Origin of the sequence: Providencia sp. PROV200, assembly GCF_049901995.1 — a bacterium.
Taxonomy (GTDB): domain Bacteria; phylum Pseudomonadota; class Gammaproteobacteria; order Enterobacterales; family Enterobacteriaceae; genus Providencia; species Providencia rettgeri_E.
On the sequence record NZ_CP096307.1, the window covers coordinates 3,151,657 to 3,171,891 of the forward strand.

The 20,235-nt window shown below is 41.4% G+C and carries 16 protein-coding genes; 5 read left to right on the top strand and 11 right to left on the bottom strand.

The features are described from left to right. Positions 1-33 precede the first annotated feature (33 nt). From wzz(fepE) to apt, 8 genes are all read right to left on the bottom strand, one after another. Complete coding sequence (gene wzz(fepE) / locus M1E86_RS14540) at positions 34-1,155, bottom strand: LPS O-antigen length regulator Wzz(fepE) (RefSeq protein ID WP_426099141.1); 1,122 nt, start codon at positions 1,153-1,155, stop codon at positions 34-36. A 123-nt stretch (positions 1,156-1,278) separates the two neighbouring features. Further along, positions 1,279-2,244, bottom strand: a complete 966-nt coding sequence (gene hemH / locus M1E86_RS14545; RefSeq protein WP_125891573.1) for a ferrochelatase — start codon at positions 2,242-2,244, stop codon at positions 1,279-1,281. A gap of 182 nt (positions 2,245-2,426) precedes the next feature. Continuing rightward, positions 2,427-3,071 carry an adenylate kinase gene (gene adk, locus M1E86_RS14550; protein ID WP_213913897.1) on the bottom strand — a complete coding sequence of 215 codons (645 nt, stop codon included), beginning with the start codon at positions 3,069-3,071 and terminating at the stop codon, positions 2,427-2,429. 192 nt (positions 3,072-3,263) lie between these two features. Further along, positions 3,264-5,132, bottom strand: coding sequence for a molecular chaperone HtpG (gene htpG, locus M1E86_RS14555; RefSeq protein WP_185746886.1), 1,869 nt, complete (start codon positions 5,130-5,132; stop codon positions 3,264-3,266). 367 nt (positions 5,133-5,499) lie between these two features. Then, a complete protein-coding gene (gene recR, locus M1E86_RS14560; protein ID WP_213913895.1) occupies positions 5,500-6,099 on the bottom strand; it encodes a recombination mediator RecR in 600 nt (199 codons plus the stop codon). Next, on the bottom strand, positions 6,099-6,428 hold the full coding sequence (locus M1E86_RS14565; protein WP_004260403.1) for a YbaB/EbfC family nucleoid-associated protein: 330 nt from the start codon (positions 6,426-6,428) through the stop codon (positions 6,099-6,101). The genes recR and M1E86_RS14565 overlap by 1 nt, the downstream gene beginning before the upstream one ends. 48 nt (positions 6,429-6,476) lie before the next feature. Next, positions 6,477-8,420, bottom strand: coding sequence for a DNA polymerase III subunit gamma/tau (dnaX, locus tag M1E86_RS14570; RefSeq protein WP_213913893.1), 1,944 nt, complete (start codon positions 8,418-8,420; stop codon positions 6,477-6,479). Between the two features lie 112 nt (positions 8,421-8,532). Continuing rightward, entirely contained in the window at positions 8,533-9,084 is a 552-nt protein-coding gene (apt, locus tag M1E86_RS14575; RefSeq protein ID WP_125891578.1) for an adenine phosphoribosyltransferase, read from the bottom strand. 142 nt (positions 9,085-9,226) lie between these two features. On the opposite strand from apt, the gene priC reads away from it, so the two are divergent. Together priC and M1E86_RS14585 are read left to right on the top strand one after the other, a co-directional pair. Further along, entirely contained in the window at positions 9,227-9,775 is a 549-nt protein-coding gene (gene priC, locus M1E86_RS14580; RefSeq protein WP_102139397.1) for a primosomal replication protein PriC, read from the top strand. Positions 9,776-9,793: 18 nt separating this feature from the next. Continuing rightward, positions 9,794-9,970, top strand: coding sequence for a DUF2496 domain-containing protein (locus M1E86_RS14585; protein ID WP_213913892.1), 177 nt, complete (start codon positions 9,794-9,796; stop codon positions 9,968-9,970). Here the strand turns inward: M1E86_RS14585 and mscK are convergent, their stop codons facing one another. The 3 genes from mscK to acrR all read right to left on the bottom strand — a co-directional run bounded on the left by mscK (position 9,971) and on the right by acrR (position 14,468). Beyond that, on the bottom strand, positions 9,971-13,351 hold the full coding sequence (gene mscK, locus M1E86_RS14590) for a mechanosensitive channel MscK (protein WP_213913890.1): 3,381 nt from the start codon (positions 13,349-13,351) through the stop codon (positions 9,971-9,973). Between the two features lie 107 nt (positions 13,352-13,458). Next, a complete protein-coding gene (locus tag M1E86_RS14595; protein WP_125891582.1) occupies positions 13,459-13,812 on the bottom strand; it encodes a DsrE/DsrF/TusD sulfur relay family protein in 354 nt (117 codons plus the stop codon). Positions 13,813-13,823: 11 nt separating this feature from the next. After that, complete coding sequence (acrR, locus tag M1E86_RS14600; protein WP_125891583.1) at positions 13,824-14,468, bottom strand: multidrug efflux transporter transcriptional repressor AcrR; 645 nt, start codon at positions 14,466-14,468, stop codon at positions 13,824-13,826. A 134-nt stretch (positions 14,469-14,602) separates the two neighbouring features. On the opposite strand from acrR, the gene M1E86_RS14605 reads away from it, so the two are divergent. The 3 genes from M1E86_RS14605 to M1E86_RS14615 all read left to right on the top strand — a co-directional run bounded on the left by M1E86_RS14605 (position 14,603) and on the right by M1E86_RS14615 (position 20,227). After that, positions 14,603-15,790 carry an efflux RND transporter periplasmic adaptor subunit gene (locus tag M1E86_RS14605; protein ID WP_213913889.1) on the top strand — a complete coding sequence of 396 codons (1,188 nt, stop codon included), beginning with the start codon at positions 14,603-14,605 and terminating at the stop codon, positions 15,788-15,790. A 15-nt stretch (positions 15,791-15,805) separates the two neighbouring features. Beyond that, positions 15,806-18,964, top strand: a complete 3,159-nt coding sequence (locus M1E86_RS14610; RefSeq protein ID WP_125891585.1) for an efflux RND transporter permease subunit — start codon at positions 15,806-15,808, stop codon at positions 18,962-18,964. Between the two features lie 327 nt (positions 18,965-19,291). Next, a complete protein-coding gene (locus M1E86_RS14615) occupies positions 19,292-20,227 on the top strand; it encodes a filamentous hemagglutinin N-terminal domain-containing protein (RefSeq protein WP_248466861.1) in 936 nt (311 codons plus the stop codon). Positions 20,228-20,235 lie beyond the last annotated feature (8 nt).

Here is a 20,235-nt window from a genome sequence, read left to right on the forward strand (position 1 = left end):
ACTGGCTCCATTGTTTGTCATTTGGTGGTAATTTTACTGATTCTGATGTTTATAATCGCGGTAAAGCTCCCGACTTAACACAAATGCACAGCTCAAAATTAAACCTAATATAGCGCTTAACGCAACAATCAACGCTGATTTAGGCGAATCTTTCTGTAACGGTAAGTCTGGCGTTAAAATAAACTTAACAGGCGTAAAAGCTAATTCTTTCGCGGTTATCTCTTGTAAATTATCGAGATAAATTTTACGATTTTGTAGATTTTCACTCATCAAAGCCAAATCACGATTTTGAGTTTCAATCAGTAATTTTCGCTCTAAAGCTTCAGTTCCTAACGCAATTGGGTAATCAGGATCATCATTAATAGCAACGGATTCGCTGGCGATTGGTTTTTCAATTCCCGCAGCTTTTGCAATATCAACGGCACGCTTAAGCCTTTCAACTTTAACATCATATTCTGTTTGAATTTTGCTGACTTCGCGTTTTAGTGACTCACTAGCATAAATAAGTTTCTCTGAAATCAGATTATCGATTTCAACTTTTAACTGCTGCCTTACTTTCGATGCACTATAACGAATATAGCCTTCAAGCAAATCTTGGGCTTCTGTAGGCGAGGGGGCAGTAAAGCTTAATACAATATCATTTGAGGTACTGTTCTTCTCTTTTGAGAGATCTTGAATTCTAATATCATTAGAAATGATTGAATTCACTAGCCTTTGTTGCGCGATAACATCATCTTTCGGGTCAATTTTCTCGACAAGATTATGGTAATACTCAGTACTTCTTATATAATTTTCTTGATTAACTTTTGAACGATACTGGTCAATAAATGCAGTAAAAACACGTTGAGCACTAAGGTCAACAGGAACATCTAAGACATCCAATTGCGCTTTAAATGCATTGACTTCTTTAAGCTCCTCAGATGCAGGAGGAATAACAATAGCAGTACTGCTCCATTTTTGAGGTAATAACTTAACAACACCAGCACTTACCCCAATACAAACAATCGTAAATATAAGAATCAAAAATTTATGTTTTAACAAAATGGAAAACAAGGCCATCAAGTCAATTTCATCGTTTTGTTGTATATGAAATTGATGAGCAGAAGTCGTCTTCTGCTCTATATTACTCTGTGGTGGCTGCTGCTTATTGCTCATATTAATTCCAAAAGACATAACATTTGTTCAATCATTTATAATTTCAGATAAGTGATTATAGTCTATAATCCGCTTATTGATATATCGATAAGCAAACTTTTCTACATTATTTTGCTGAATAGATTATTTTAGTATACCTTGAATTATTGTATTAATCATATGAATACTATTTGGATTGTCATTTAAAGCTGGTATGTAATTATATTGATTACCACCGCTACTCATAAAAAACTCTTTATTTTGTTCGCTAATTTCTTCTAATGTTTCTAAGCAATCAACTGAAAAACCAGGGCAAATAACCTGAACTGATTTTACACCTTGGCTGGGTAATTCATGCATCGTTTTATCCATATAGGGCATCAACCATGGCTCACGCCCAAAACGTGACTGGTAGGTCAGCATGACTTTATCCTTTGGATAATTCAACGCCTCACGGAGTGCCTCAGCCGTTTTTTCGCATTCTTGCTGGTAAATATCTCCAGTATCACAATAACGCTGTGGAATGCCATGGAAAGACAGTACAAGCCTATCGGGCTCACCATGCTGAGCGAAGCTTTCTTCTATCGAGCTGACTAGCGCTTGAATATAAGCGGGATGTGTCGCATAACTGCGAATGAATTGCACGTTTGGAATGGTTCGTCTGCTGGCAAATGCTCTCGTTAATGCATCATACACCGCGGCTGTGGTCGTACAGGAATACTGTGGATACAGTGGGAGGACGACTAAATCGGTCACGCCTTGGTCTAACAAACTATCCACTGCGCTTTTAATTGAAGGGGAACCATAACTCATACCTATCTCTACGGCAGTATCCGGCAATAATTCCGCTAACTTCTGTTTTTGACGTAAGGAATAGACCAGTAATGGCGAGCCATCTTCTAACCAAATCGATTGGTATAATTTGGCGACTTTAGAAGAACGAAGCGGTAAAATCGCCCCATGCAAAATGGGTTTCCAAATCAAGCGAGGTACATCAATAACGCGCTTATCACTAAGAAATTCGGCTAAATAGCGTTTCACTGCTGAGGTTGTTGGGGCATCAGGGGTTCCTAGGTTAGCTAACAAAATGCCGGTTTTTTTTTCTGACATGAAACAACTCCTAATTGATAATTATTCCCAACTTTAGCACAGTTAATTAACGATTTTTGTCACCAAGTGGTATAAAAAAGAAAGGCAGCGATCACCGCTGCCTTCATATAATACCTTTATACTTAAAACAATTCGAATCACAGTAACTATAACTGCAATGCAAAGCATAATAAGTACAAATATTAACCTAAAATTTTCGCCAGTTCTTCACTAACTTCGGCTACTTTACGCGTACCATCTAATTTGAAGTACTTGGTATTCCCTTTTTTAGCTTCATTTTGGTAATACGCAATTAAAGGCGCGGTTAATGCATGATATTCTACCAGACGCTTACGTACGGTGTCTTCTTGGTCATCTTTACGGATGGTTAGTTCTTCACCTGTTATATCGTCTTTGCCTTCAACCTTTGGTGGGTTAAAGTTAATATGGTAAACACGGCCTGATGGTGCATGTACACGACGACCAATGATGCGCTCAACAATAATTTCATCAGGTACATCAAATTCCAGCACGTTATCAACCGTGATGCCTGCTTCTTTCATGGCATCCGCTTGTGGGATAGTACGAGGGAACCCATCCAACAAGAAGCCATTGCGGCAGTCATCTTGTTTGATGCGCTCTTTAACTAATGCGATAACTAATTCATCAGTAACTAATTTACCGTTATCCATCAGCTCTTTAGCTTGTAAACCGAGCTCGCTCCCTGATTTAACAGCGGCACGTAACATGTCACCAGTTGAAATTTGAGGGATCCCAAACTTTTCCATAATAAACTGAGCTTGAGTGCCCTTACCAGCGCCCGGAGCGCCAAGCAGAATGATACGCATTGCGTAAACCCCTTGCTATTTAGATTTTTATAATTTGAAAAGAAAACAAGCTACCATACCATTAGCATGCCGCTTTACTCAAGAACACACGTAAACGATTTCGCATTTATCTTTTTTCGCAAAAGAAAAAAACCACGCTAAAGCACAAGCAAAAGCGTGGTTTATGCTCAATAACGAAAATACCAAATTAAATTACTTTAGAAGTAATTCATTGATTTTTCGTATAAATAGGTTTGGATCTTCCAATGTACCGCGTTCTGCTAGTAATGCTTGATCCAACAATACATCAACCCAATCTGCAAATACGGACTCATCTGTGACTTCAGCTGCTTTTTTCACCAACGGATGCGTTGGGTTCAGTTCGAAGTTATATTTCACTTCCGGCGCGGCTTGCCCTGCTGCTGCAAACAGTTTCGCCATCTGAGTACTCATTTCATCTACGTCGGTTGTCACAATGGCTGGAGTATCCGTTAAGCGGTGTGTAAGTTTAACTTCTTTAACACGCTCACCTAAGAATGATTTTACGCGCTCAATAAAGGGCTCTAACTGCTTATCGGCTTCCTCTTGCTCCGCTTTGTTTTCATCCGCTAGCTTATCTAATGACTCATCGGCTTTACTTACGGATTGGAACTGTTTGCCGTCGAATTCCGATAAGTAATTCATCATCCATTCATCTATACGGTCAGATAACAGCAAGACTTCTATACCTTTTTTACGGAATAACTCAAGGTGCGGACTACCTTTTGCCGCTGCATAGCTGTCTGCGGTGATGTAATAGATTTTATCTTGGCCTTCAACCATACGGCTTACATAGTCTTCTAAAGAGACATTCTGTACGCTACTATCGGTATGAGTCGTTGCAAATCGCAGAAGTTTAGCAATAGTTTCGCTATTTGCCATATCTTCTGCTGGGCCTTCTTTCATTACTAAGCCAAATTGTTGCCAGAAGGTTTGGTATTTTTCGGTATCAGATTTAGCTAGCTTTTCCAACATTTGCAGAACGCGTTTAGTTAATGCGCTGCGTAAACTACGGGTTAATGCGCTGTCTTGCAGTATTTCCCGTGAAACGTTCAGCGGTAAATCATTGGAATCCAACACCCCACGAATAAAGCGTAGGTAATTCGGCATGAACTGCTCTGCGTCATCCATAATAAATACGCGTTGAACATAGAGTTTCAAGCCGTGCTGTTGGTCACGATTCCATAAATCAAACGGCGCTTTAGAAGGTACATATAGTAGGCTGGTGTATTCTTGCTTACCTTCTACACGGTTATGGCTCCATGTCAGCGGGTCTGCATAGTCATGGGAAATATGTTTATAGAATTCGATGTATTCTTCATCTGAAATTTCAGACTTACTACGCGTCCATAATGCTTTCGCTTGGTTAATTTTTTCCCAAGTAACCGTACCGTCTTCTTCATTTTTTTCTTCAATTTCAACCGGTAAGGCAATATGATCAGAATATTTGCTAATCACTGAACGCAAGCGCCAGTTATCCAAATATTCTTTTTCATCATCGCGCAAATGCAAGGTAATTTCAGTGCCGCGTTCTGCTTTTTCAATATCAGCGATAGTGTATTCACCTTCACCGGCAGATTCCCAGAACACACCTTCGTCTGCTGGAGCACCTGCCGCACGGCTACGTACTGTTACTTTGTCAGCCACGATAAATGCGGAATAGAAGCCCACACCAAATTGACCAATCATTTGGCTATCTTTGACTTGATCACTACCTAATGATTCTAAGAATGCTTTTGTGCCTGATTTCGCGATAGTTCCGAGGTTTTCAATCACCTCTTCACGGCTCATACCGATACCGTTATCGCTGATGGTCAATGTACCTTGGTCTTTGTCGGCACTAATACGCACGCGCAGCTCGCCATCGTTTTCATACAGTTCGGGGTTAGATAATGCACGAAAACGCAGTTTATCCGCCGCATCAGATGCGTTAGAGATCAATTCACGTAAGAAAATCTCTTTATTGGAATAAAGGGAGTGGATCATTAACTGGAGGAGTTGTTTAACTTCTGATTGGAAACCACGAGTTTCCTGTCCTTTCATACTCATTAATCGCCTCTATTTCATCAATCTAATTTAATTGGATAGGTTTGACTTATCGATGCAGATTAATTGGGGGCGAAAAAATAGAATTCAACCACTAACCACAAATTAGCAGCTAAATTAATATGAACGAAAGGAAATGACCGAAGACTACGATGCTTTTGCTTGAAGGATATTTTTGAATTAAGGGTTTTGCTTTGAGGGGTTTGCCTTTAAATTTTAAAAACAGCACCTCACCATCATCCTCTAAATAATTTGTGCCGTAGCTAGGCGTCGAATGCATTAATCCCTGGGAGCATACACAAGTATGTGACTAGGGTTGATGCATGAAGACAACAACGCTACGGCGCAAAGAATGACGAGGACTTTAGAGCCGTTGGCGCCCCGCCAACGAGTGAGAAAGTGTGGTTCCATCAACCATTTCCAACTCCCCACCCACAGGCACCCCGTGCGCAATTCGGCTCGCTGCCACCCCATATTGGCCACACATTTGCCCAATATAGTTTGCCGTCGCTTCCCCTTCTACCGTTGGATTGGTTGCTAAAATGACCTCATTGACCGTCTCTGACGCCAAACGCTCTTCAAGCCTATCAAGGCCGATATCCATTGGGCCAATACCATCAAGAGGTGACAAATGCCCCATCAACACAAAATAGCGCCCGGAAAATTGACCAGTTTGTTCAATTGCATAGATATCTGCTGGGCTTTCAACCACACAAATTAAACCATTTTGTTGGCGGCGTGGGTTATCGCAAATATTACAAACATCTTGTTCTGTAAATGTTCTGCAATCACGGCAGTGACCAATTTCAGACATGGCTCGAGTGAGTGATTGTGCTAAACGCATTCCACCACTACGGTCACGCTGTAAAAGATGAAAAGCCATTCGCTGCGCTGACTTGGGGCCAACCCCCGGAAGACAGCGCAACGCTTCCATCAACGATTCAAGAAGCGGACTTGTTTGCATTAGAATGGCATCTTAAAGCCTGGTGGTAATTGCATACCACTTGAAACGCTAGCCATTTTTTCTTTTTGCGTTTCTTCGATGCGACGCGCAGCATCATTAAATGCCGCTGCAATCAAATCTTCTAACATTTCTTTGTCGTCTTCGAGCAAGCTAGGGTCAATTTCAACACGGCGGCAGTTATGTGAGCCATTAATGGTCACTTTAACTAAGCCAGCTCCAGACTCACCTGTAGCTTCGAGTTGAGCGATTTCTTCCTGAACCTTTTGCATTTTATCTTGCATTTGCTGGGCCTGTTTCATCAGGTTACCCAATCCACCTTTACCAAACATAGTTATCTCTCACAACTGAGGCTACAGCTTAACAATGAGACTGTAGCGTTAAACGGGGCGAATACTCTCTTCATCTAATTGCGCATCAAACATTGAGCGCAGTTTTTGAATCGTTTTATCCGCAATAATAGACTGGCGTGCTTGTGCCAGTTTTTCTTCATAAATCGCCTGTCGCCATTCTAACGGGGTTTTCACCTCGCTATTATCATCATGAACGATTTTCAGTTCAACAGTACGACCATATAGTTCGCTCAGAGCTTCTTCCAACGCTTTGTGTGCCGATGGTTTATCCAGATGCTTCTGAGCCGAGCGCAAATGTAAAACAATTTGCGACTCGCTTAACTCTTCTATATATGAATTCAAAGCTAATTGTTCAACCAGTTTGGGAATATTTAATTTTGCAATCTTCCCAGACCAACTGTCACGAATTCGCCCTTCCTCAATAATTTTAACGGCTAACTCAGGCGTTTTTTCATATTCCAACGCCTCTTTGATCCCGCTTGGCGTTGTCACTGCCTCTTTTGGCGCCATCGCCTCTTCATTTTGAGGCTTCCATTGGTACTGCTTTGGTTTTTGTGGTTTAGCTGCCAGAGACGCTTTATTGACCACATTTTGTTGATGTTTGCTGGTCACGGCAGCCAGCCTTTCCAGTGCTGATGCCGCCGGCTTAGCCCTTTCAGGCATCACCGGTTTAGCCTTTTTTGGGCTAGGATCCTCACTTTGTGGAGATTGTAACGCCTGCCTAGCCTTCAATAACTGTAAAGTTGGGCTATTGTCTGGCAGATTTTCTGCTCGCGCTTGTGCCGGAGGCACCCTTTGCGCCATATTTGATGCCGCAGACGGTGCAGATTGAACAGCGGCTTGTGGAATAACTTTTGGCGGTGCTTCAATTTCAGCAATCACATTTTTAGGATGAAAAGCCAATGCACGTAATAGTGCCATTTCAACCCCCATACGCCGCTCAGGGGCATAGGGGAGTTCTTTTCTTCCGACTAATAACGTTTGGTAAAACAGTTGAAGGTCTGCAGGGGAAATGACCCTTGCGACCTGCCGTAGCCGCCCTTCTGTCGATGACGGATCTGTTTCTTGTTCAGCAGGAAGCAGTTGGATCATCGCGATACGGTGTAATTGCGACAAAATTTCCACCAGCAAGTTTTCCCAATCCGCACCGCGGCTGGCAGCTTGCTCTACCTGTCCCATCACCGCCATGCTATCAGCACGTACTAGTGCTTCAATAATGGCTAATGGCTGCTCGTCATCAAGGGTTCCTAGCATTTGGCTGACAATATCAGCCGTGACTTTCCCTTGCCCCATCGCAATGGCTTGGTCAGTTAAGCTTAATGCATCACGTAAACTGCCATCAGCCGCTCTTGCTATCAGCTGGCGAGCACGTTGGTCATGCTCAATATTTTCTGCATTCAGGATGAGTTCAAGTTGCTCACTGATTTGCGTGACATCTAACGCTTTTAGATGGAATTGCAAGCAGCGAGACAAAATGGTCACGGGGAGTTTTTGCGGGTCCGTCGTCGCCAATAAAAACTTCACATGTTCAGGCGGTTCTTCAAGGGTTTTTAACAACGCATTGAAACTATGACGAGACAGCATATGTACTTCGTCAATTAAATAAACTTTGAAGCGCCCACGTGCTGGCGCATATTGAACATTGTCTAATAATTCACGCGTATCTTCGACTTTGGTTCGGGAGGCTGCGTCAATTTCAATTAAGTCGACAAATCGCCCTTGTTCTATTTCAAGGCAATTAGCGCATTGTCCACAAGGTGAGGCTGTGATCCCTGTTTCGCAATTAAGGCCTTTAGCAAATAGGCGCGCAATCGTCGTTTTCCCTACACCACGTGTGCCGGAAAAAAGATAGGCATGATGAAGCCGCTGATGCGTTAGCCCATTAGCGAGTGCAGTCAAAACGTGCTGTTGGCCAACAACGTCTGAAAATTTTTGGGGGCGCCACTTACGGGCAAGTACCTGATAGCTCATGGATTCCACTGTCATTTAACATGGTACGTGAATATATATAATCATAGTACCATGCTACCACAGCCTCAACCTATACAGCGAGGCTGTGATAAAAATAGAGGGAAAATAAAGATTAGTGGCCTGGAAACTCAACAAGGCTATAAGAAGAAACACCTTCTTTTTGTAGGCGTTCAACGCCACCAAGATCAGGTAAACAGATGATAAATGCCGCATCAACAACATTAGCACCAAGCTGTTTGATCATTCTTACCGTTGCTTCCACGGTACCACCGGTCGCGAGTAAGTCATCAACAACTAAGACGTTATCTTCAGGGCTGATGCTATCTTTATGGATCTCAAGCGTATCGGTGCCATACTCAAGGTCGTAAGTCATACTCAATACTTCACGTGGTAATTTCCCTTTTTTACGCACAGGGACAAAACCTACGCCTAAACGTAATGCAACTGGCGCGCCAAATAGGAAACCACGCGCTTCAGTTCCTACAATTTTAGTGACGCCTTTATTTTGATAATGCTCCACTAACATATCAATCGTTGCTTGGTATGCAGCAGGGTTATTTAATAAAGTCGTAATGTCACGAAAGATCACGCCTTCGATTGGATAATCTTGAATCGATGCGATACTTTCTTTAATCAATTGCAGTTGTTGCTCTTTAGCGGTCATAATAAAAGCCATGTAGTAAACACGAAAGTGTAGAATCTATGTAAAGTACCATAAAAATGCAATAAGAAGCCGTCAATTTGGCATCAGTTTTGTTGCTGAATATCAATATTCCGCTATTTTTGACACTTAATGAGAACAAAAAATGAAAATTCCCGCTCTTTTGGACGCGTTAAAAAAGCAAATTGATGAATTGAAAACACGAGTGGAACCCATAAAGGATCTTGAATTTTCACATTCACGCTTCGATATGCAATTGTTTAGTCGCAAATCAACCCGTTTGGGGGATTGCCAAAACGAATTGCAGACCTTATACCAGCAATTGTGCCATAGCGTAACGTTAAACCACAGCGAGCAGGTCAATTTTCTGACTGAAAAAATTGTCCATCAAATGCAAGCAATTTCACGAGAGATCTCTACACAAACGCTACGTGAAAAAGAATCCAGTTTTACTAAAAAAAGGGAACAGGTTGATTTATATGAACGTTTATCACAACATCAAGACTATGAACGACGCTTGCAGGCCATGGTGAGTGAAAAAGAACTTCATTTAAGTGAGCTAACCGACCACCGTTTGCAGCACCAATGCCAAAAAGAACTTGCTGTACTCGCAGGCCGTTTGTACCGATGCCGCCAAGCACTTTTGCGTATTGAAAAAGCCATTGAACATCAAGAAAATCAATATTTTGATTAAATCTCAGAAGGGATCACTATGAATTCGCTCAAAGATGCCCCCCAAGAAGTACAACTTGCCGTTGATTTGATTTATTTACTCGAAAATTCAGGTATTGAAGCCGATATTGTATTAAAAGCTCTTGATATTGTTAAAAATGATTATATTTCCAAACAGATGCAGGCGGCACAAGCCACCCGCACAGATGAAATCTAATTAACTTGGTAGGTTGTCATCACTGTCTTTTGGTGTACGTTTCACTTCTTGCACTTCATCCCCTTTGCTATTATGCAAATGAACCTCTAACTGGTTGAATGCAATATCAATATCATTTTCTCGACATAATTTATCTATCGCACGGTTCACTTCATCGCTGGTCACACCACGGTCACCTATCTGCCGCACATAAAAACGCAATTCATGATCTAGCGTACTTGCCCCAAAAGTGGTGAAATAAACATTGGGAGCAGGTTCCGTCATTACCTTGCTATTACTGGTGGCTGCAGATAATAAAACGCGTTTTACTTTATCGAGATCTGAACCATAAGCTACCCCAATCGCTATCGTTACTCGTGTGACGGTGTCTGAAAGCGACCAATTGATCAACCGTTCAGTCACAAAGGCTTTATTGGGTATGATCACCTCTTTACGATCAAAATCGACGATCGTGGTTGCCCGAATACGAATTTTACTAACTGTTCCTGAATAGGTCCCAATCGTCACCGTATCGCCAATGCGGATCGGCCGTTCAAACAACAAAATGATCCCGGAAACAAAGTTTGCAAAAATCTCTTGTAAGCCAAAACCTAACCCGACCGTTAAGGCTGCCGCCAACCATTGCAGCTTGTTCCACGTGACACCAATCATCCCTAATGAGGCGATCGCCCCAATTCCCACAATAATATAAGTCAATATTGTCGTGATGGCATAAGTGGAACCTTGACGAAGTTTTAACCGCGATAAGACCAACACTTCGAGCAACCCCGGTAAGTTCCGTGTCATGACCCACGACACGACGATAATCACTAACGCTAAGATTAAATTAGCCAGAGTCACGTATTGCAAGATATTGCCACCGTCTGCAGAGGTGGTGGTATAACCCCACAAATTCACGCTATCTAAGAAAGAGAAAATAGTGATGAAATCAGACCAAATTGCGTAAAACGCCAATGCAAAGATAATAAACAACACCATCGTGGTGAGGCGTAACGATTGCTGGCTAATCAGCTCAATAGTCATTGGTGGCTCTTTGATTGGCTCATTTTCAGCATCTTCTTGCTTCGACATCGCACGGCGTTCTATGGCACGTTGATATGCTAATTTACGAGCAACCAATGTTAACCCCCTCAAACACGCGCTATAAGTGATATACCACAGCAATAACAGGTATAAACTGTCTATCCAACGGTTTGCTAAGCGTAACGTGGTGTAGTAGTAGCCCGCCATCATTAATCCCACTAAAATTAATGGCGAAAATGTCAGCAATGTCACGACAATACTACGCGTTAAGTGGCTGCCCTTCTCTTGCCAAACTTGTTTGCAAAAAGGAATCGTAAAGATACACAACAAGATAAGAGAAACCAGTACAATTAACTGACCTATCACGTCCTCAGACACTTTCAGTGGGTTAGTAACCCCATAAGTGGAGAAGAAAATGAGTGGTACCAACGGAATCGATAACCGGAGCATTTGGCGCCGCGTCTGGGATATTTTCTCTTTTTCGATACCAAAATGTTTTCGCGCAATACCTTGCGGTTTTAACACGCGGAAAGTTAGCTCAAATAACGCCCAAAATATCGCCAATTGTTGGCAAAATTGCCAAAAGAAGGGCCCTTGTACATTTCCTGTTTTCAAAAACCAGTAACCTAATGCCAGTAAAAACAGTGAAATAGGCAAGGTTTGTATTAATGTCAGCAGCAGCGCAAAAGGTGTGCTTAACACACTATCGTTACGCAAACTGGAAAGCCGCTGGTCAATATCTTGCAATCGATTATTAATTTTACGGTTAAACCAAATAAACAACAGGGCAACCAAAACAAGTGGAATAACCACTAACAGAGAGTTACTCATTCCTCGTTTAATACTGCGGTTCGATAAACTAAAATCAAAGCTATTAATTTGTGTCGCTGCGGCTTCAGGGAAACCTTTAACCCATTCCAAATCGATTGGCTTATTGCTATTCACCCAAAATATTTGTTGCGCCAAGGTATTTTCAAGAGAGCTCACCACACTCAATAATTGGTTTTGATCCAGTTGCAAGTTGATAGCTTGCGAAATTTGCCCACCAAGCTGCTGGTTGAGTTCGTCTAATAAACCCCGGCGTACTTCCAATAATTTCAATAATGTAGATTTATCTTCAGCTGATAATAGTGTGCTATTTGCTGGCTCATCCCCTGTTTTTATTTCAAATTGCTGTTCCAACTTCGTAATATAATCATTAGGTTGATAAAGCTCATCACGCTGTTGGTTAATATCAAACTGTTCAAGCCGCAAATCGGCAATCGTTGTGGGTAAATTTTTCGTTAAAATGTCAGGTGGCAAGTCAATTTGTTGTTGAAATAAAATTCGTGAAAGCAATAAGCTACCGCGTAATACATTAATTTGCTCTTTTAAATTTCGTTCAGACTGTGTCGCTCTTTCAAGCCATGTTTTAACTCGAATACCATTTTGCACCAGTTTATTGCTATTTTCGGTCACTGCGATTAAACGGTCACTGAGCGCATTATTAATCGTAATTTCTTTTTGAATAATGGGATTCTGTTGCGCTTCAATATCGGTTTCAGAAGTACTCAATGCTTCACGCACTGTTGATTGGGAGTCATTTAGTCGGCGATGGCTAATCGCGTTTTGTACTTGCTGAATATGGTGCTCCAATTGCTCAATATAGGCTGCGGTATAATCACGTTGTTTTTGCAGCACATCTTGTAATTGAGTGTTCGCCTGTAGAATACGTTTTTGATATTCATTTTGTTGCTGCAATAAATACTGTTCAACTTGCAGCATGGTAATTTGAGTCGGTCTTAAATTCACAGATTCATTCAATGAACTATTTAGCTCATTACGAATTTCTTGTAAGCGCCTCGCATTTTCCAACATCATCGCTTGTGCCCTTTCAGGCTGCGTTTGTAAGCCAATTAATTGGCTACTATAGGTTGCAAGGTCATTTTGCTCTATTTGCAGACTTTCTAAATAAGAGGCTTGTAATGCTTCTAATTGTGAAAGAGAACTATCTTGTATTTTTCGTAGGAAATTTTCGGTGCGTTGCTTATTTTCATTTTTTATTTGCAACAAACCTTGTGCTGCTTGTTTCGATTCTGCACTCGCGCTACTGAGTTTTTTTTGCAGTTCAGCCGTTCGCTGTTCAAGTTTATCCAGCTCGTTATAAAAATCTGAGGTTTTTTCCAGATCAGCGAGAGCAAGTTTATCTTCTTCACTGAGTGAACTTTTTTTATTCAATGCGCTGAGCGCACTTTTTATTTCATTCTTATCAGGTAAGTTATTAGATGTTAATGCCGTAATTGAACTGGAAAAAGATATGATGAAAAAAAACAGTGTTATCGATACTAACTGCCGCCACTTCCATTGTTGTTTCATCATAATGGCATTCCTTTATACAAATAATAATATTGTTTAATTAGGCAAAGTGCCGATAGTCGCCTACCAACACTTACTTTCATCTAATTAAACACATTTTACGTAAAATGCTAGAAAGTTAATATCTTATCAGCTGTTAATGTCCAGCTTGCAAGCTCAACCAATGTGCCGACCTCAACACCATCAGCAAGAGTTAAGTCACTCACACCACGGGCGTCTGTACACGTTTTACATAATTTAACAGGGACATTTTGTGCCGTTAAAATCTCTAACATTTGTTGAAGATTATAACCTTCTTTCGGCTTTTGAGCTGCCAATCCTGCGCTCACTGCATCTGACATCAGAAAAATTTTTAAATCTAACTGTGGCTCTTGCTCTTTTAACGTTATCGCTAGTCGCAATGAGTTGAACAGTGTTTCACTGCCGTAAGGTGCCCCATTGGCAATAATCAAGATAGAGGACATATGGACTCCACTTATTCAGTTTGAATTGGTTTTAACCGGATTGTCGTACTACACTTTAGTGTTTCTAATAGTGTATCAACCAATGTGATTGTATGTTGATTAAAATTTTCTGATTGGAGTAGCCAGTTCTCTAATAAACCCGACATTAGTGAACGGATCATAATCGCAGCACATTCCACATCAAGGTCTGCGGGAAGCTGTCCTGCATCAATACAGGCAGTCAAATTGCCAACTATTCGGCATTGACTCGCAATATAATTAGCGCGTTTAAAATCAACTAACTCAGCCATTTCACCAACTAATTCACACTTCAAAAAGAAAATTTCCATCAAAGCGCGATTTTTTGGGCTTTCAATAAAGTCAGTCAAAATATAAATTAATAATTCTCTTAGTATTGAAAGTGGATCATTGGTATATTTAGAACGATAATATTCTTCAGCTTGTATTATTTGATTATCACCAAATTCACAAGCTTGATAAAAGAGATCAACTTTGTTTTTGAAATGCCAATATATTGCACCTCGGGTAACCCCGGCTGCTTTTGCAATATCGGCTAATGATGTGGCAGAAACTCCTCGTTCAGAGAATGTTTTGATGGCAGCATCTAATATTTCCTGACGGGTTTCTTCAGCCTGTTGTTTAGTTTTTCGTGCCATTGTGACCCGTTTCTATCGAAAGCTGATTTACATACATTCGTGTATGTTTGTACTATAGCATAGTGATAAATCATATTGTTTACCATTTTTCTTATTTTTGTTTTGAACTCATATTGATTAATTGAGGTTAACTTATGCGAAAAAACAGAGGGGTGTTACCTCTGGCTCTGTTAGTTCTTTCAGGTGGCTTGGCTTTATCTGGTTGTAACGATGAACAACAAGGTGGCGGAGAACGCCCGGCGCCTGAAGTAGGAATTGTTACGCTTAAAGCCGAACCTCTGACTCTCAAAACCGAGTTACCAGGCCGTACATCCGCATTTCGTGTTGCCGAGGTTCGCCCTCAGGTTAGTGGCATCATTTTAAAGCGCAACTATAAAGAAGGTAGCGACGTAGAAGCAGGAACATCTTTATACCAAATTGATCCTGCACCATTCCAAGCAACCTATGACAGCGCAAAAGCGGAGCTAGCAAAAGCACAAGCGAATGCAAATCTGGCTGCCTTAACGGTGAAGCGTTATAAACCATTATTAGGAACTAATTACATTAGTCGTCAGGAATACGACCAAGCAACCTCAACCTATGCGCAAGCACTTGCTGCCGTCAAAGCGGCTGACGCAGCGGTTGAAACTGCACGTATCAACCTGAATTATACCAAAGTCACCGCACCGATTAGCGGCCGTACTGGCAAATCGAATGTGACTGAAGGGGCTTTAGTATCATCAGGGCAAACCACTGAATTAATGCGAGTTCAGCAACTTGACCCTATCTATGTAGACGTAACGCAATCGAGTGACGATTTTTTACGTCTGAGAAATGAGATAGCGAAAGGTGCTGTGCAGCAAGAATCAGGGCAAGCTCCTGTCCGTTTGATCAATAATAACGGTCAAGAATATGCTCAAAAAGGCGTTCTAGAATTCTCTGATGTCACTGTTGATGAAACAACAGGGTCTATCACGATGAGAGCCATGTTCCCTAACCCGAACAAAGAGTTACTTCCAGGTATGTTTGTTCGTGCTGTATTAGAAGATGGTGTTATTGATAATGCGATTCTAGTTCCGCAACAAGGCTTAACTCGTACGGCTCAAGGAACTTCTCAAGTCATGGTTGTTAATGCTGAGAATAAAGTTGAAGTCAGACAAGTTAAAGCAGGACAAGCAGTTGGCAACAAATGGCTGGTAACTGAAGGTCTACAAGCAGGTGATCGTGTCATTGTCATCGGCTTACAAAAAATCAAACCAGGAATTGTTGTGAATCCTAAGGAAGCAAACTTAGAAACGCAATCCATAGACAATCAGGCAAAACCTGAAGAAAAGTCTAAATAAGGGAGCGGCTGATTAATGCCTAAGTTTTTTATAGAAAGACCAATTTTTGCGTGGGTAATTGCAATTATCACCATGCTTGCTGGTCTGTTGGCAATTATCCAGTTACCTGTTTCACAGTACCCGACCATCGCGCCACCAGCTGTTTCTATTTCAGCTAACTATCCAGGAGCGGATGCTGAGACGGTACAAAATACAGTAACGCAGGTTATCGAACAGAATATGAACGGTATCGATAACTTGGTATATATGTCATCGAGCAGTGATTCATCAGGTTCTGCTAGCATTACGCTGACATTTGAAGCAGGAACTGATGGTGATATCGCGCAAGTACAGGTGCAAAATAAATTGCAACTGGCAATGCCATTGTTGCCACAAGAAGTTCAGCAACAAGGTATTAGTGTCGATAAATCAACTAGTTCATTCTTAATGGTTGCGGGTTTCGTTTCTAGCGATGGCTCAATGGGGCAATACGATATTGCCGACTACGTAGGGTCAAATATTAAAGACCCACTTAGCCGAGTTAACGGTGTAGGTGAAACCCAGCTGTTCGGTACCCAATATGCAATGCGTATTTGGTTAAAACCAGAGCAACTCGTTAAGTACAACATGACCACTACAGATGTCATTAATGCGATCAAGGTACAAAATAACCAAGTCGCAGCAGGGCAACTCGGTGGAGCACCTTCTATTGCAAATCAGCGTTTAAACGTATCTATCATTGCGCAGACACGTTTAAATAGCCCTGAAGAATTTAGCAATATTTTATTACGTGTTAACCAAGATGGTTCTCAGGTACGTATTAAAGATGTTGCTGATGTTCAATTAGGTGCTGAAAACTATAGTACGATTGCCCGCTTTAATGGTAAGCCAGCAGCAGGTATTGGTATTAAACTGGCAACTGGTGCGAACGCATTAGATACATCTAATAACGTCCGTGCTGCGCTTGAGGAAATGAAGCCTTTCTTCCCTCAAGGATTAGAGATTGTTTATCCATACGATACAACCCCATTCGTTAAAATTTCGATTAACGAAGTAGTTAAAACGTTAGTGGAAGCAATCATGCTGGTTGTTGTCGTTATGTATTTGTTCCTACAAAACATCCGTGCAACGCTGATACCAACAATTGCAGTACCTGTCGTATTGTTAGGTACCTTTGCTATCTTGTCGGCATTTGGTTATTCCATAAACACCTTGACCATGTTCGCGATGGTACTCGCCATCGGGCTTCTCGTCGATGACGCCATCGTCGTTGTTGAGAACGTTGAGCGTGTTATGCAAGAAGAAGGCTTGTCTCCAAAAGAAGCGACCAAAAAATCAATGGGTCAAATCCAAGGTGCATTAGTCGGTATTGCAATGGTTCTATCTGCGGTATTTATCCCAATGGCCTTCTTTGGAGGTTCTACCGGAGCAATTTATCGTCAGTTCTCTATTACCATTGTATCGTCCATGATCTTGTCAGTACTGGTTGCGATGATCTTAACGCCAGCACTGTGTGCCACCATGTTGAAGCCAATTGAAAAAGGCAGCCATGGTAGTCAAAAAGGGTTCTTTGGATGGTTTAACCGTACATTTGAAAAACAAGCACACCACTACACCGACAGTGTAAGCCGTATGCTTAACGGCACTGGCCGTTATTTAGTGATTTACCTGCTGTTAGTGGTTGGTATGGCGTTCATGTTCGTCCGCTTACCGTCTTCCTTCTTACCCGCGGAAGACCAAGGGGTATTCTTGTCGATGATCCAGTTACCACCAGGCTCAACACAAGAACAAACCCAAGCGGTATTGGATGAAGTGAATAACTACTACCATACCGAAGAAGCCAAAAACGTTGAATCGGTCTTTACCGTTGGGGGCTTTAGCTTCGCCGGTCAAGGACAAAATATGGGTCTCGCTTTCGTCGTTCTGAAAAACTGGAGCGAACGTAAAGGCGATGAAAACCACGTTGATGCGATTGTACAGCGCGCGAATATTGCACTGTCACAAAAACAAGAGGCATTGATTTACGCCTTTAACCTACCCGCAATTGTTGAGTTAGGTACCGCAGACGGGTTTGACTTTGAGTTAGTCGATAAAGGTAACTTGGGGCATGATAAATTAATGCAAGCCCGTAACCAGTTACTTGGATTAGCGGCTCAGCACCCAGAAATGCTTCAAGGTGTTCGTCCAAATGGTCAGGATGATACCTCGCAATACCGTATTTATATTGACCAACAAAAAGCACAGGCTCAAGGTGTTGCTATCAGTGATATCAACGCAACATTGAGTTCTATGTTTGGTGGAAGCTACGTGAATGACTTTATCGACCGTGGTCGTGTGAAGAAAGTTTACGTACAAGGTGACGCAGAAAGCCGTATGTTACCTTCTGACATTAGTAACCTGTATGTTCGTAATAACCAAGGTAAAATGGTTCCGTTCTCGGCCTTTATGGACGAATCCAAAGATCCTTGGAAGTATGGTTCACCGCGTTTAGAGCGTTATAACGGTGTCCCTGCGATGAACATTCAAGGCCAAGCAGCTCCTGGGAAAAGTACGGGTGATGCGATGCTGTTAATGGAAAAACTCACCACTGAAAACCTGCCTGAAGGAATTGGTTACGAGTGGACAGGTATGTCATATCAAGAACGCTTAGCAGGTAACCAAGCCCCTGCTCTGTACGCAATCTCCTTGATAGTGGTCTTCCTGTGTTTGGCGGCTCTCTATGAAAGCTGGTCAGTTCCATTCTCAGTTATGTTAGTCGTTCCATTGGGGATTATTGGTGCATTACTGTTTACCAGTGTTCGTGGTCTAGACAACGACGTTTACTTTAAAGTAGGTCTCTTAACAACCATTGGGCTCTCGGCGAAAAACGCAATCTTGATTGTTGAATTCGCCAAAGACTTGATGGAGAAAGAAGGTAAAGGGTTAGTCGAAGCAACGCTGAATGCAGTTAAAATGCGTTTACGACCAATTCTAATGACATCTTTAGCATTTATGTTAGGTGTTATCCCTCTGGTATTTAGTAACGGTGCAGGTTCAGCATCCCAGAACTCAGTAGGTACTGGTGTTCTTGGGGGAATGTTTGCCGCAACCTCATTGGCTATCTTCTTCGTACCTGTCTTCTTCGTGGTGATCCGCCGCCGCTTTACCAAGAAGTCAGAGGATATTGAACACAGCCATCCACCAACAGCACAATAATTGCTGATAGGTAAATTGAAAAGAGCCACATAAGTGGCTCTTTTTTTGTGTATTAATTCTAACTTGCTGCAGACCGCCTCCCCTTTCAAGCTAATCAGTATCTGTGCCTTCGCTCTCTTGATAACCCAAATAGAGACGTCTGATAACCAAAATAGAAACACACCTTGGTGCGGCTAGAATGGAAATATCGTGTTTCATCTAGGTCAATTGAGGGTCTGCGTATCATATTTTATTAAACCCAGATAATTTTTGATTATTAAGACAAGCCACTCCGTGCATTATACTTTTAATCATAAAATGGATTTTTACAGCAAGGAGCTAATAAAAATGAAGAAAACCATATTATTCACTCTATTAACTTGTACTTTATATCACCACTCATCATTGGCCGGATCCCCTGATATCTCTAAGGCAAAGGTCATTAATATAGAAGCCCCTCTAAAAAACAACATTTCATTTAATACATTTGAAAGTCTCTCATCTAATGACGATGGCTTAATTTTTAATAATGATATTAACAGTAATAACAAACTTAATAATAAGGCAGCAAGGCTTATTTTTGCAGAAGTTACAGGGACTGAAGCAAGCCAACTGCAAGGAATATTAGGTATTAAAGGGCAGCGCGCTAACCTTGTTATTGCGAATCCTAATGGCATTTCATGGAAAGATGGCACCGTTGATAATATTAATAGCCTCTCCTTAATTGCCGGTAAGTTTGAAAAAAAATATGTGAAAAACAAAGATAAAGATAACCAGCTCGAACCCCAAAAATTGGAAGACTATAACCAATTGAAGTTTTCAACGCAGCCAGCTAGCCAAATCAGTATTAGTCAGCAGCAAGGCAACCCAATTCAACTAGCAAAATTAAATGTCGTTGCAGACCAAATAAAGCTGCAAAATTCCCTTAATATTCACTCTGCCATACAAAACTATATCAGCGCATCTGGCAATAGCACCCTTTCCCCTAGTGAAGGCATTGTCAAATACAGCTCAAAATTCAAAACTGATATTCCATATATTCAAGGTAATCATTTAGAGCTAAATGAACAGGCTACATTGACAGGACGTAACATTGTGCTTGAAAGCCACCAATATCAATGTAAAGACAGTTTTCTTTGTCCACAAAATAAAGTCGATATTCAAGGGGTTATAAATACGATGAGTTTCTCTGTACGTGGAGATGCAGATATTATATTTTCAGATAAAGGCATCATAAAAATAGGGAAAAATCAGCAAGCCCTTATCGCTAAAACAGCGAACTAATTTTAATT

Excerpts from the sequence above, each read along its gene's own strand:
- M1E86_RS14595 (WP_125891582.1), bottom strand. The coding sequence starts at position 13,812 with ATGTCCTCTATCTTGATTATTGCCAATGGGGCACCTTACGGCAGTGAA.
- M1E86_RS14585 (WP_213913892.1), top strand. The coding sequence starts at position 9,794 with ATGAATTCGCTCAAAGATGCCCCCCAAGAAGTACAACTTGCCGTTGAT.
- mscK (WP_213913890.1), bottom strand. The coding sequence starts at position 13,351 with ATGATGAAACAACAATGGAAGTGGCGGCAGTTAGTATCGATAACACTG.
- dnaX (WP_213913893.1), bottom strand. The coding sequence starts at position 8,420 with ATGAGCTATCAGGTACTTGCCCGTAAGTGGCGCCCCCAAAAATTTTCA.
- M1E86_RS14605 (WP_213913889.1), top strand. The coding sequence starts at position 14,603 with ATGCGAAAAAACAGAGGGGTGTTACCTCTGGCTCTGTTAGTTCTTTCA.
- M1E86_RS14610 (WP_125891585.1), top strand. The coding sequence starts at position 15,806 with ATGCCTAAGTTTTTTATAGAAAGACCAATTTTTGCGTGGGTAATTGCA.
- priC (WP_102139397.1), top strand. The coding sequence starts at position 9,227 with ATGAAAATTCCCGCTCTTTTGGACGCGTTAAAAAAGCAAATTGATGAA.
- htpG (WP_185746886.1), bottom strand. The coding sequence starts at position 5,132 with ATGAAAGGACAGGAAACTCGTGGTTTCCAATCAGAAGTTAAACAACTC.
- hemH (WP_125891573.1), bottom strand. The coding sequence starts at position 2,244 with ATGTCAGAAAAAAAAACCGGCATTTTGTTAGCTAACCTAGGAACCCCT.
- adk (WP_213913897.1), bottom strand. The coding sequence starts at position 3,071 with ATGCGTATCATTCTGCTTGGCGCTCCGGGCGCTGGTAAGGGCACTCAA.
- recR (WP_213913895.1), bottom strand. The coding sequence starts at position 6,099 with ATGCAAACAAGTCCGCTTCTTGAATCGTTGATGGAAGCGTTGCGCTGT.
- M1E86_RS14565 (WP_004260403.1), bottom strand. The coding sequence starts at position 6,428 with ATGTTTGGTAAAGGTGGATTGGGTAACCTGATGAAACAGGCCCAGCAA.
- apt (WP_125891578.1), bottom strand. The coding sequence starts at position 9,084 with ATGACCGCTAAAGAGCAACAACTGCAATTGATTAAAGAAAGTATCGCA.
- M1E86_RS14615 (WP_248466861.1), top strand. The coding sequence starts at position 19,292 with ATGAAGAAAACCATATTATTCACTCTATTAACTTGTACTTTATATCAC.
- acrR (WP_125891583.1), bottom strand. The coding sequence starts at position 14,468 with ATGGCACGAAAAACTAAACAACAGGCTGAAGAAACCCGTCAGGAAATA.